The 12607-nt window shown below is 62.2% G+C and carries 12 protein-coding genes and 1 pseudogene; 5 read left to right on the forward strand and 8 right to left on the reverse strand.

Annotated features, from left to right (window positions below; all coding sequences use genetic code 11):
* Window positions 1-30: 30 nt before the first annotated feature.
* A complete protein-coding gene (locus ABE473_RS00735; RefSeq protein ID WP_346488093.1) occupies window positions 31-453 on the reverse strand; it encodes a low affinity iron permease family protein in 423 nt (140 codons plus the stop codon).
* A 473-nt stretch (window positions 454-926) separates the two neighbouring features.
* Between ABE473_RS00735 and ABE473_RS00740 the strand changes: the two genes are divergently transcribed.
* Genes ABE473_RS00740 through ABE473_RS00750 form a run of 3 tightly spaced genes read left to right on the forward strand, consistent with a single transcriptional unit; the run spans window position 927 to window position 4564 of the window.
* The gene (locus ABE473_RS00740; RefSeq protein WP_346488094.1) at window positions 927-1103 is read left to right on the forward strand and encodes a DUF3606 domain-containing protein; all 177 of its coding nucleotides are present in this window, start codon (window positions 927-929) and stop codon (window positions 1101-1103) included.
* A gap of 12 nt (window positions 1104-1115) precedes the next feature.
* The gene (gene ligD, locus ABE473_RS00745) at window positions 1116-3713 is read left to right on the forward strand and encodes a DNA ligase D (protein WP_346488095.1); all 2598 of its coding nucleotides are present in this window, start codon (window positions 1116-1118) and stop codon (window positions 3711-3713) included.
* A 41-nt stretch (window positions 3714-3754) separates the two neighbouring features.
* Window positions 3755-4564, forward strand: a complete 810-nt coding sequence (locus ABE473_RS00750; protein ID WP_346488096.1) for an OBAP family protein — start codon at window positions 3755-3757, stop codon at window positions 4562-4564.
* Window positions 4565-4700: 136 nt separating this feature from the next.
* Here the strand turns inward: ABE473_RS00750 and ABE473_RS00755 are convergent, their stop codons facing one another.
* The 7 genes and pseudogenes from ABE473_RS00755 to ABE473_RS00785 all read right to left on the reverse strand — a co-directional run bounded on the left by ABE473_RS00755 (window position 4701) and on the right by ABE473_RS00785 (window position 10929).
* Window positions 4701-6524: a glycoside hydrolase family 15 protein gene (locus ABE473_RS00755; RefSeq protein ID WP_346488097.1), complete on the reverse strand. Its 1824-nt coding sequence runs from the start codon at window positions 6522-6524 to the stop codon at window positions 4701-4703.
* Window positions 6521-7420, reverse strand: coding sequence for an SDR family oxidoreductase (locus ABE473_RS00760; RefSeq protein WP_346488098.1), 900 nt, complete (start codon window positions 7418-7420; stop codon window positions 6521-6523). The genes ABE473_RS00755 and ABE473_RS00760 overlap by 4 nt, the downstream gene beginning before the upstream one ends.
* 32 nt (window positions 7421-7452) lie before the next feature.
* Window positions 7453-8319 (reverse strand): SDR family oxidoreductase, encoded by an 867-nt coding sequence (locus tag ABE473_RS00765; RefSeq protein ID WP_346488099.1) that lies wholly within the window; start codon window positions 8317-8319, stop codon window positions 7453-7455.
* A 137-nt stretch (window positions 8320-8456) separates the two neighbouring features.
* Window positions 8457-8943 (reverse strand): annotated as a pseudogene (locus ABE473_RS00770) (DUF4126 domain-containing protein).
* 40 nt (window positions 8944-8983) lie between these two features.
* Window positions 8984-9148, reverse strand: a complete 165-nt coding sequence (locus tag ABE473_RS00775) for a hypothetical protein (protein ID WP_346488100.1) — start codon at window positions 9146-9148, stop codon at window positions 8984-8986.
* Window positions 9149-9428: 280 nt separating this feature from the next.
* The gene (locus ABE473_RS00780) at window positions 9429-9785 is read right to left on the reverse strand and encodes a response regulator (protein ID WP_346488101.1); all 357 of its coding nucleotides are present in this window, start codon (window positions 9783-9785) and stop codon (window positions 9429-9431) included.
* Between the two features lies 1 nt (window position 9786).
* Complete coding sequence (locus ABE473_RS00785; RefSeq protein ID WP_346488102.1) at window positions 9787-10929, reverse strand: ATP-binding protein; 1143 nt, start codon at window positions 10927-10929, stop codon at window positions 9787-9789.
* 175 nt (window positions 10930-11104) lie between these two features.
* Here ABE473_RS00785 and ABE473_RS00790 point away from each other — a divergent pair, with 175 nt between their 5' ends.
* Together ABE473_RS00790 and ABE473_RS00795 are read left to right on the forward strand one after the other, a co-directional pair.
* Window positions 11105-11467, forward strand: coding sequence for a response regulator (locus ABE473_RS00790; RefSeq protein WP_346488278.1), 363 nt, complete (start codon window positions 11105-11107; stop codon window positions 11465-11467).
* A gap of 101 nt (window positions 11468-11568) precedes the next feature.
* Window positions 11569-12078, forward strand: coding sequence for a ferritin-like domain-containing protein (locus ABE473_RS00795; protein WP_346488103.1), 510 nt, complete (start codon window positions 11569-11571; stop codon window positions 12076-12078).
* Window positions 12079-12607: the final 529 nt, after the last annotated feature.

Here is a 12607-nt window from a genome sequence, read left to right on the forward strand (position 1 = left end):
TAGGTTGGTGCGCAAATCTGTGAAGGCCTGCTACACGCCCGCAACGTCTTCTTCCGCGCACGGCATGCACAGGTCCTTCTTCGCCTTGAGATGGGCCGCAGTCTTGGCCAGCTGCTCATATCGTAGGCGGATTTCCTCCAGACGCTCCTGGTCCATCTCCTCCAGATTCAGCAACTCGTTGTTGGCGTTGCTGGTCACCCGGATCAGCTCATCCAGCTTGATGTGGATGGCGGCGGTGTCGGCATTCTGGGTGTGCTGAATCAGAAACACCATCAAGAAGGTCACGATCGTCGTTCCGGTATTGATGACCAACTGCCACGTGTCGTTGAACCTGAAGAACGGTCCGCTGCTCGCCCAGACAATAACCACACCCAAGGCCGCTACGAAGGCGCCCAACGATCCCGAGGCGCGCGAAGCAGAGCAGGCAATTTTGCTAAAAAACGGTTTCGACATGGTCCACTCATGCGTGTTGAGCGGAAGAGAACCTACGACCGGGAATGTGTAGGAAGGGTGACTTTCATCATTATTGGAAAACCCAACGTGAGCGCCTTCAAAGGGGGCGCTACGGGAGGAGATATCTGCGGGCTATAGACGATGGCCTCTCCCTGCTTTCACGCTTTTGGAACGAGGATCTCCGAGGGGGGCGGGAGTCACCGGACCGCGAGCTGCGCGTTGGCCCAGTCTCGCGAGCCAGAGTCAGCAGTTGAGGCTTAGATCACTGCTGCGGTGGATCTGAGGACGCAGGGCCACCGGCTGATCTTTACGAAAGCTCCATGGAGCGAGCAGCCGAATCGCCTGGAGGCTCCCATGAGCCCGGGTGTTGTATTGGAGCTGAGCCTCATCTGTGAAGGGGCACGCAATTCCTGTTCACGGCGGGCCTACGGCGGTGGGACTAGAAACAGTCTACTTGCCTGGGAGTAGATGCCATGACTGACGACAAGAAGAAGACCGGTTCCCCGGATCGTGACCGAATCAACGTCAATGAAGATTACGAGGTCCAGTATTGGACCAAGACCTTGGGCGTAACGGCGGCCCAGCTAAAGGAAGCGGTCAAGGCTGTCGGCCCCACCTCGGCGGCGGTTCGTAAGCACCTGGGCAAGTGACGGGCGCGGGGCATGTCCCTCACTGAATATCGCCGCAAGCGCAGCTTTAGCAAGACCAAAGAGCCCGAACCCGGCAAGGCACTACCCGCCGGGCAGCGGGCCATCTTTGTCGTTCAGTTGCATCATGCCAGCCGTCGTCACTACGACTTCCGCCTCCAGGTTGGTGACGCGCTGAAGAGTTGGGCCGTGCCCAAAGGGCCAAGCTACGACCCGAAGGTCAAGCGGATGGCTGTTGAGGTGGAAGACCATCCCGTCGACTACGCCAGCTTCGAAGGCGAGATCCCCAAGGGCGAATATGGTGGGGGCCACGTCGCCCAGTTTGATCACGGGGTCTGGGCCACCGAAGGGAATCCCGAGGCCCAACTCGCCAAAGGGCATCTGCGCTTCGAACTGTTCGGATCCAAGCTCAAAGGCGGATGGCACCTGGTCCGGTCCGGCAAGCCGGCGCGCCAACCGCAGTGGCTTCTCTTCAAGGAGGCCGATGCCTACGCCAGCCAGGTCGAGGCCGATGACCTGTTGGGGGATGTCGCCGCGCCCCCTGCCGCAGACCTCAAACGGGCCGGCAGCGGGAAGGCTGATAAGAAGCGGCTCAAGGCGGTCCCCGTCGCGAAATCCGCTCGACGCGTGGATTGGGCTAAGAGGGCGTTAGCGCTCACCAGTAGTAAAAAGGCCGAGGCCCCCCTGGGCCCGTTCGAACCCCAGTTGGCCAAGCTGGGCGACTTGCCACCCAAGGGCGACCAGTGGGTTCACGAGATCAAATGGGACGGCTACCGGATTCTCGCCACGGTGGCGCAAGGCGAGGTTCGCTTGTGGTCGCGCAACGCGTTGGAATGGACCAACAAGATTCCCGAGATACGTGATGCCGTCGTTGCACTCGGTTTGAAATCCGCCGCCTTGGACGGGGAGTTGATCGCGGGGCGTGGGACGAAGGAAGACTTTAATCTGCTTCAAGCCACCCTATCTGGCGAGGGCCAAGGTGCGCTGTCGTATGCGCTCTTTGATCTTCTGCATATCAATGGCGTGGACATCGCGGATGCGCCGCTGCTGGAACGAAAGGCGCTGTTGGAGGACGTCCTGAAGGGAGCCCCGACCCATTTGGCCATGAGCTCGCACATCGCCGGCGATGGGGAGGCCGCCTACCGTTTGGCGGGTGAGCAGCATTTCGAGGGCATCATCTCCAAGCGCGTCGATCGCGGCTACCACGGCGGCCGAGGCGAGGATTGGAAGAAGACCAAGCAGTTGGCCAGCGACGAATTTGCCGTGGTCGGCTACACGGCACCCAAAGGAAACCGCACTGGTTTCGGATCGTTGCTACTGGCCAAGCCCGACCCCAAGCATGGGTGGCTCTACGTGGGGCGCGTCGGCTCGGGGTTTTCGGACACCTTGATTGGGGAGCTGACAGCGCTGATCGGCACCGCCGGCGGGAAGAGGCCCACCGCACATGTCCCAACGACAGAGACCGACTTGCGGGCTGCCACTTGGTTTGCGCCCCGGTTTGTCGTCGAGGTCTTTTACCGAGGCATTGGCGGGCAACAATTGCTGCGCCAAGCGTCGCTGAAAGCGGTGCGGCCCGACAAAGACGTGGCCGATCTGAAGGACACGGATCAGAGCAACGATTCCGGCGGCGGTGCTGCATCTGCCAAGCCGAACAAACGTGGGAAGCAAGCCGTCACCGAACCCGAGCGCGGTGTTGCCGTCAAATCCACGAACAGCAAGGGCAGGGCGGATGCTGGAGAGCGGGTTCCCCCAAAGCTCTCAAGCCCGTCCAAAGTCATCTTCCCCGACATCAAGGCCACCAAGCAGGATGTGTGGGACTACTACAGCGCGGTCATGGACCATCTGCTGCCTGAGATCGTTGGGCGTCCACTGTCGATCATCCGCTGCCCAGCTGGCACCGGCCGGCCGTGCTTCTTCCAGAAACACCACACTGCGGGTCTGGAGTTGGTCAGTTCGGTGAAGCTCAAGGAAGACAGTGGGATCAATGCCTACTACCTGGTGGTCGAAGACGCCGCCAGTCTCTTGGAGCTTGTGCAGTTCAACGCCTTGGAGTTCCACCCTTGGGGCAGCCACGCCGATTCGCCTGACCGGGCCGATCGCGTGGTGTTCGATCTAGACCCCGGCCCGGACGTGCCATTCTCCGAGGTGAAGAAAGCTGCAACCGACATTCGGAAGCTCCTTCAGCAGTTGGAGCTGGAGTCCTTCCTGCGCGTTTCCGGAGGCAAGGGCTTGCACGTGGTCGTGCCTTTGAATCCGGGATGCGATTGGGATCTGACCAAGCGGTTCGCCCATGGGTTCGCAGACGCTTTGGCACAGTCTGAGCCGCAGCGATTTTTAGCGACGTCGACCAAAAGCCTGCGCAACAAACGCATCTTCGTCGACTACCTGCGCAACGGCCGAGGGGCCACCGCTGTTGCGTCGTATTCCTTGCGAGGTCGGCCAGGCGCGCCCGTGGCAATGCCCATCGCATGGAGCGAGCTGTCGAAGCTCACCCGCGCAGATACCTTCACCATGAAGGACGTGCCCGCCAAGCTCAAACGCAGGCGCAAGGATCCTTGGGAAGGTATCGAATCAATCCAACAGAACTTGGCACGGTGGGCACAGGACGACTGATCCCACTTACCAGCTGCCGTTGCTTTTCAGGAGGAATCACTATGCGTCGATCCATCGTTTGCGCCGCCGTCGCGCTTGTCCTGTCTGCGTGCGGCGGTGGGAACACAGAGTCCAGCGTCCAAGCGCCCGGGGCCGAAGAAAGCGCGAAGACCAAAGCGCTCGAGACCGGGGCGGCCGTGCTGCAGGACCGGCCTCCGGTCGACGCCATCAACGCCTATCTGGACGGGTTCCATTTCTACAACGGCCAGATGAAGGTCCAGATGGAAGCCCATCACTACTGCTCCATCCTCAACGAGGATGTCATCCAGTGCACGATCTACGACGGTAACGTGAAAGATGCCAAGCTGATGGGGGTGGAATACATCATCAGTGAGAAGCTGTTTGCTGGCCTCCCTGAGCAGGAAAAAGCGCTGTGGCACAGCCATGTTCAAGAGGTGAAATCGGGTCAGCTCATTGCGCCAGGGATTCCCGAGGTGGCCGAGCATGAACTGATGGAGAAGCTCATCCACACGTATGGCAAGACATGGCACACCTGGCACACAGACCTGGACAAGGACCTGCCCCGAGGCATGCCGCAGCTGATGATGGGGTTCACCGCAGACGGCCAAGCGGACCCAGCCATGGTCGCTGCCCGTGACGCCCGGCTCGGGGTCAGTAGTGAGGACAAGCGGAAGCGTCGTGCCGATATCGCCGCGCCCCCCATCGATGCAGGTGCGGATGCGTGGCAGAAGGGGAAGGTCATCCAGATCGAGGACCCGACCGGCGGGCATGCTCACGCAAGGAAAGAAGAACCTGACGCGCCGTCCGACGGGGACAAGAACGCGACGTCCAAAGGCAGCTCAGGAAGGTGAGGGCGGGCGTCGAGGCCACGGAGCTTTCGTGATGGGCCGCAGCGTTGTTCCGCCAACGTTGCGGCGCCGCTTGTAGCTGACGCCGATGGCTGCCTGACATCGTTACGGCCGCATGTTCAGCCCACTGGTATCGGCCTCATTCGCCATCTATCGCATAAGCGGCATGCACCAAGGCCAAGTGGCTCAGGCCCTGCGGCGTGTTGCCCAGCCCTTCATCGGCGTGGGGGTCCCACATCTCCGGCATAAGGCCCACGTCGTTCTGGACGCGGGCCAGCAACGATCCGAACAAGCGATCCGCTTCTTCTGCCTCCCCCAGCAGACCGTAGGCTTCCACCATCCAAAACGCGCAACTGATGAACGTTCCTTCGCAGTCCTGCATGCCGCTGTAGCGCCACAGCAGATCGCCGCTCTCATCTGACAGTTCGCGCCGCATGGCCTCCCGAGTAGCGATGAAACGCTCCCGGCGCACTTCGCCCAAGCCGAAGCGCGACGCCAGCATCAGGCTCGCGTCCAGCCGGTCGCTGCCGGCATGCATCACGTAGCTCTGCTTTGCCTCATCCCAGCAGTGCTCGTCGATCCAGTCCAGGATGCGCTCTTTCTCGCGCTGCCAGCGCGGCAGACGGGCAGTGGTGATGTGGCCAGCTTCCGCCAGTTCGCAGGCTCGGCGGAGCGCCATCCAGCATTCCACCTTCGACATCGTGTAGTGCTGCGCGTCGCCCAGTTCCCAGAAGCCGCTGTCCTTGCGCATCCAGTTGTCGGCGCATTCGTCAGCCAGTTCGAACAAGAGCCGGGCGGTGGTGGGGTCGAGGATGTGGCCGCCTTCGATCATCCGGCTCGCCATTTCCAAAACGTCACCATAGGCGCAGGTCTGCAACTGCTCAGAGGCCGCATTACCCACGCGCACCGGTTGACTGTTGCGGTAGCCCGGCACGTCGATGCAGCGTTCCTTTTCGACCCGCTCACCGCGAAGGGTGTAGCACGGCGCAAGCCCGGGACGGTGGCGACCGATGGTGGTCATCAGCCAGCTGAAGCCGGCCTTGGCGTCGGGCAGGGCACCCACGCGCAGGAAGGTCTTGATGACGTATGCGGCATCGCGAACCCAAGCGTAGCGGTAGTCCCAGTTCTTGTCGCCGCCGATGCGCTCGGGCAGCGAAGCGCTCACCGCTGCGGCGATGGCCCCGGTGGGCGCGAACCACAGGAATTTGAGCGCCAAGGCCGACCGGATGACCTCGTCGCGACGGCTCGCGTCGCAGTGCAGGTCGTCCACCCACTGGCGCCACTCCCGATCGGAGCGGTCGATGCGGGTATCGATGTCCACTAAGGGCGGAACCGGGAGCACTTCGTCCTGAGAGGCGAGCAGCGCGATGATCTCCCGGTCGCCAGGCCGAAGGGTCACTGTGCCGCGGAGTTCCCGGTCGTCGCAATTGCCGATCTGCACGCGTTCGGCATAGCGCAGCATCGTCATCACGGGGCCGGCGTGATGAACGCATCCGTTTGGGGTATTGCTCATCCAGGGCGTGCAGGCCCCAGCCCGGGTGCCAGGCTGGTAGAGCAGATCGAAGGTGACCTCTCCCTCCAAGCCTTCCAACCGGCGGGCCAGCTCGGACCAAGGCAGCCGCCCGGCCGGGCCGCTGTTGAGCGACTCGGTCACCCGGGTGAGGCCGGTGGCGGTGCGGACGTGCGTTTCCAACACGTTGCTGTTGTCGCGGTAGCGCCGCTGCACCTGCTGAACGTCGCGGGCTTGGAGCACAAAACGACCGCCGGCCGGGGCATCGAGCAGGCGGTCGAGCAAGGGCGGTGCGTCCATGCACGGGGCGCACCACCAGTCGATGCTGCCATCCGGCGCGATGAGTGCACTGGAGCGCCCATCGCCAATGGCGGCGTAGGAGTGGATGGGCGCATACCCGTCCGCGTCGCGCTCGGCGGGCACGCTATCGGCATCGCTGAAGCCAGCGGTCACGGCAGCAGCATGCCGCCGGTGGCGCCGATCACCTCGCCGGTGATGTAGCTCGACTCCTGGGTGGCCAGCAGGACGTAGGCCGACGCCATTTCCACCGGCTGGCCCGCACGCTTCAGCGGCGTCTGCGAGCCGAACTCCGGAATGGCCTCAGGCGGTTGACCTCCGGCCGGCTGCAAGGGCGTCCAGATCGGACCCGGAGCAACCGCGTTCACGCGGATGCCGCGCTCGGCCACCTGCTGGGCCAGGGCCTTGGTGAAGTTCACGATCGCCGCCTTGGTGGGGGCGTAGTCCAGCAGGTTGGGCGATGGCTGATAGGCCTGGATGGACGCGGTGTTGATGATGGTCGCGCCGGCGGGCAAATGCGGCAAGGCAGCCTTGCACACCCAGAACAGCGCGTGCACGTTGGTGCGGAAGGTGGCGTCGAATTGCTCGGTGGTGAGGTCTTCGATTTTTTCCACTGCCAACTGTTTGCCGGCGATGTTGGCCACCACGTCCAGCCCGCCCAGCTCCTTGACCGCCTGCGCCACCAAGTCGCCGCAGAACTGCTCGTCCTGGAGGTCACCCGGGATGGCGACCGCCTTGCGGCCTTCGGCTTCAATCAGCGCCACCACTTCGGCAGCGTCGTCTTCTTCTTCGGGTAGGTAGTTCAGTGCCACGTCGGCGCCCTCGCGCGCGAAGGCAATGGCCACTGCGCGGCCGATACCGGAATCGGCGCCGGTCACCAGCGCCTTGCGACCCCTCATGCGCCCCAGGCCTACGTAGCTTTTCTCGCCATGGTCGGCCGCCGGCTTGAGCTCATGAACAGTGCCGGGCGGGGTTTGAACCTGGGCCGGGTACGTCGGCTGTGGGAACTGGGTCAGCGGGTTCTGCATGTCGTATTGGTTGCGAGAAGTCATTGGAATCCTTGGGGGATGAGGGAGAACAGGCCTTACAGGGTGACCGCGCCGCCGGAGACGGTAAGTAGTGCGCCGGAGGTGTAGCTCGCGCTGTCGGCAGCGAGCATCACGTACGCCGAGGCGAGCTCGGCCGGCTGGCCGGGACGACCAAACGGGGTCTGGCTGCCGAACTGCTCAACTTCCTCCGCGGCCATGCCGGCGGGAATGAAGGGCGTCCAGATCGGGCCGGGCAATACCGCGTTGACACGGATGCCCTTCTCGGCGAGAAGACCGGCCAGGCCGATGGTGAGGTTGGCCACCGCGCCCTTGGTGGCCGAGTAGGGCAGGATGTTGGGCGTGGGCTTCTTGGAGTTCACGGAGGCTGTATTGATGACCGAGCCGCCGTCCTGCAGGTGCGGCACGCACAGACGGGTCAGGTTGAAGACGGCATGCACATTGGTATCGAACGTCTTTCGCCAGTCGTCCAACGTGATGTCATCGAAGGATTCGTAGTAGCGCTGATACGCGGCGTTGTTGACCAGGATGTCCAGGCCCCCAAGTTCGCGGGTGACCTGCTCGATGAGCGCTTCAGCCTGAGCGTCGTCGCTGATGTCGCAGGGGCACAGGACGGCCTTCTGGCCCGCCTCTTCTACGAGGGCCCCAATGCTGGCAGCGTCCTTCTCTTCGCCCTCAAGGAACGCGATAGCCACATCGGCGCCTTCCCGGGCGTAGGCGATGGCTACTGCCGCGCCAATGCCGCTGTCGCCGCCGGTAATCAGGGCTCTCTTGCCTTTCAGCAAGCCGTGACCAACGTAGCTTTCCTCACCGTGATCCGGCCGAGGGTCGAGCTTGTCGGTTTTGCCGGGAAACGACTGCTGCTGCGCCTTGAACGGCGGCTTGGGGTAGTTGGGCACGGGCATTGGCTGAGCCTCTATTGGGTTGAGGAAAGGTCAGTGTGCGGACGCCTTGGTAAACGTCGCGGCCCAGTGGTGTCGATGCGATGTGCAGGGGCCGACCGGCACATCGGATTCGATGACGGACGTCGGCTCATTGGGGTTCATGCGTGACGTCCTCTTGGCTTGGCGCCCCCGGCAGCCCATTGTGTGATGAGGGCAGCACTGCCGACGGCAATGGCGTCTTCCACGGCTCCGGTGCCGCTTTGACCGTAGCGGGCGATCGCCCGCATGCGCAGGTTGAAGGTCACATAAGCCATACCAACGGCGGCGCCGGCACCCAGAAGCGCGCCAAGCTTTCGCTGCCGATGGGGAGCGAGCGCCGCGCCCGCAATCATCCCGGTAGCGACGCGCGCAACCATGCCAGCCGGAACAATGCGGTCGGGGGCCGTCTTCATCTTGTCGCCAACGAGCTCACCGCCTGCCAATGCAAGCATCCCTGCGGAGGCGAGCTTGTTGGCCAGAAGGCGAGGGGCACCGTTATCGGCCGGCAAGTTACCGCTCCGTGCGGCGTTGGTCACCGCCGCCAAAGGGGGTCATCGCGCGCATTCCCGCGACAGCTCCCATCAAAATCGAATGGATCAAGGCCATCTGGCTCTCCTGAATGGGGTGGAATCGCCGGAGCCGGCCCTCACGGCTGTGCCGGACGCTCGTAATCTTCCGGTTTGGCGGTGTGTTCCGCCTCAGGCATGTCCTTGTCTTTCCACGTGGCGTCATCGTTCCGGAGCTTGTCCGGGGTGTGCGCTTTGTCCTGGTCATCCACGTCGGCGCCGGGATTTAGGGGCAGTTTGCTCATGGGTCGCTCCGTGTTCGGTATCGCCATCTATGCTGCTCCCGGCGCCATGAGAACTGCGTTTGGGCGGGCTCCACATTTTCACGACGCCGCGGTCACCGTCTGGCTAAAAGTGCTCGAAGCGGGTGCGGCGTTGTTGCCATCGCGGCAGCTGGTACGATGACGCCGAGGCCGGAGGCAAGTCCAGAACACAGCGGTCGCTCTGCTGCGCGGTCGCGGTATGCGGGGACAATGACCGCATCAACGGTGGGATGCAGGCGCCGCAAGGCGATGGATGTGTGACTTATGCCAATTGTTCGTGGATCGCGTTGATGAGCTGTTTGAAACGGTAAGGCTTCGGCAGAAAACGCACTGACGCAGGAAGGGGAGGGAGCTGGGAGCGTTGAAGTCCGGACACCACCAGCACGCGGGCATCAGGCTGCGTCTCAGCAACCGCTGCCGCCACCTCAAGGCCGGAAATCCCCCCCGGCATGCTGACATCCGTGACGACCACGGCGTATCGGGTTCCACCCCTCAACTGAGCGATCGCTTCCACTCCATCGGATGCGCGGGTTACCGCGAAACCTTGGTCGGACAATGCTTGAGCCACGACCGTGCGTAGATCGTCTTCGTCTTCAACGAAAAGCAGATTGATAGGCATATCAGGGCTCGTAGACAGGAAAGCAGAGCACGATGCGCGTGCCTTTTCCCGGAACGCTGCTGAGTTGGGGAAAGCCCCCTGATTGTTTCGTGAAACCAAAGACCTGGCTAAGCCCTAGGCCGCTTCCCCGTCCCACGGGCTTTGTGGTGAAAAACGGCTCGAACACGCGTGCCTGTTGGGCGATTGGAATGCCCTCGCCATCATCCGCAACGGTCACGCAAACGTGAGGCTCAGGGACGTGATTCTCTGAGGCGGGATCGTGGGTTTCTTTAGCGCAGGCCGAGATGGTGATGGTGCCGCCGTCGGGCATCGCATCGCGGCTGTTGCACACCAGGTTTAGGACCGCTGCCTCAAGCTGTGCCTTGTCGACGAATACCAAGGGGAGATGCTGGTCGAGGTCGAAGGTCACCTCGACCGCGTCTCCCGCCGAACGCTGCAGGAGTTCTTGGGATTCACGCAGCGCGGCGGCGACGTTCAGGGGCTCAGGAGACAGCTTCTGGCCTCGGCCAAACGTCAGTAGTTGTCGCGAGAGCAGCGCACCACGCTCCGCCGCACGGAGGGCCGTCTCTATCAGCTTCGACGCAGGGCCGTCCTTAACCTTCAAGCTGATGAGGTCAAGGCAGTTGACGATGATGGTCAGGAGGTTATTGAAGTCATGGGCCAACCCGAGCGTCAGCTTGCCGATGGCTTCCATTTTCTGTGCCTGCAGCAGACTGTGCTGGACTTTCTGCAACCGTTCTTGAGCATCATGACGCTCAGTAATGTCCCGGGTCACTTTGGCATATCCAACCAACACGCCGTCGACCCAGATCGGATCGATCACTACGCTCGCCAAGAACCGTGAACCGTCCTGCCGGACCCGCCACCCCTCCTCGATGCACCGGCCGTCCGCGGCTGCTGTCCTCAGGTTGCGCTGCGGCACGCCCGCAGCTGCATCCTCGGGGAGGTAGAACCGGGAGAAATTCGTTCCAATGACATCTTGGGCGGAGTAGCCCTTGATCCGCTGCCCGCCCGGGTTCCAAGTCCGAATTACGCCATGCTCGTCAAGCATGTAAATTGCATAGTCAGTGACGGAGTTGACCAAGAGGGCGAACTGTCGGGACTCGTCATTCAACACGTCTTTGGGGTGTTCCAACTGTGTCACGTCCATCTCCCCGGCGTCGCTTCACCCTAAGGGATGGTTTGTAAAGAAATCGTAAAAATACGTGCGCCCGTGCTCGCTTTGATGCGGTCTTTACACACTGATGCTGCGCCGTCGTCACACTGTTCTTGCAGGGATAAACGCGACGCGCGGGGAGGGTGGCCGTATGGCAGACGGAATGGGAGCAGTGAGTGTGTTCCTGGTAGAGGATGAGCCGAGCTTGATGTATGTGCTCGAGGAATCGATCAAGACCCTTGGTTACGCAGTCGTTGAGAAAGCGGAGTACCTGCCGGACGCTCTGGAGCGCGCGAAAAGTGTCGCGTTCGATGTGGCAATGCTGGACGTCAATCTGCATGGGCAAGAGTCCTTCCCCGTTGCAGACGTTCTGATGGAGCGGGGAATCCCGTTTGTCTTTACAACGGGGTTTGGTAAAACCACTTTGCCTGAGCGCTTCAAGCGCGCCCCGCTGATGGAGAAGCCGTTTCGTCTCAAAGACATCCATCGCGCGATCACTGAGCTTCAAGCGAAGCAGTCGGCTTGACCGGGTCTTCATGATTTCGCCTGGTCTTCACCCAAACATCGCTTCTCGGCGATGCCTCGCTGGATAGGGTGCGTTCTCCCTTGTCCAACCAGGAGATTTCCATGGCCGAACCCAAAGAGAACCTGCTTGACTGGCTGCGCGACGCCCATGCAATGGAGCAGCAGGCGGAGACTATGTTGAAGGGGCAGGCGTCCCGTATTGAGCACTACCCCGTGCTGAAGGCGCGGATCGAAGAGCACATCCAAGAGACGATCGGACAACGAGAGCTGCTCGAGGGCTGCATCAAGCGCCTCGGCGGCTCTCCATCCACCATCAAAGACGTGATGGGAAAGATGGCCGCGTTCGGCCAGGCGCTGGGTGGGATGACCGCATCCGACGAAATCGTGAAAGGCGCGATGGCCGGCTACGTGTTCGAGCACTTTGAAATTGCCTCCTATACCGCGTTGATCGCGGCAGCCAGTACCGCCGGTGACCCGGAAACGGCACGCGTGTGTGAGGAAATTTTGGTCCAGGAAGAGGCGATGGCCGACTGGCTTGCAACGCATTTGCCGGAAGTTACCGAGGAATTCCTGGTGCGCGATGCGGCTCCCGGTGTGGAGGCGAAGAAGTAAAGCCCCGCTCATCATCGCCGACGCCCCGTCGGAGGCGCTTCCACTCTCCGACGGGGCGTCGGGGCGCCCCGTTTATCTTGTCCGTTGATAGCTAAAGCATCGACGAAGTTCACCCAGAGCCGGCAAGACCACCAGAAGGATTGCGGGCACAAGCGCAAAGGCCCATAGGCCGGCTGGGGCAGGGTCAAATGCCAAGACTGGTCCGAGATGGGCGCTAGGCAGTGACGAGTAAACGGCACCTGTCGCGACCCACGGCGCTAAGTCCAGAATGCTGTGGAGGTGCTGCTCCGATGGGCGAATCGCGCGCTTGGGATAGGCCACCCGCGTGTCCCAATAGCCTGTTATTGCGTGCAGGCACACCAGTGCCAAGAGGATGGCGAGAAGCGCATACGAGGCTCGGAATCCCAGCCAAAGAACCGTCGCCAACCCGAGGATCGCAATCTGAGCCAAGTGCAGCCTTGACTCTGGAATGCCCGAGGTGGATTCGATACTGCTGGCGCTGTGCAGCCAGAAGTCCATGGCGCCCGCA

Source organism: Stenotrophomonas sp. TWI700, assembly GCF_039673645.1.
Classification (GTDB): domain Bacteria; phylum Pseudomonadota; class Gammaproteobacteria; order Xanthomonadales; family Xanthomonadaceae; genus Stenotrophomonas; species Stenotrophomonas maltophilia_AA.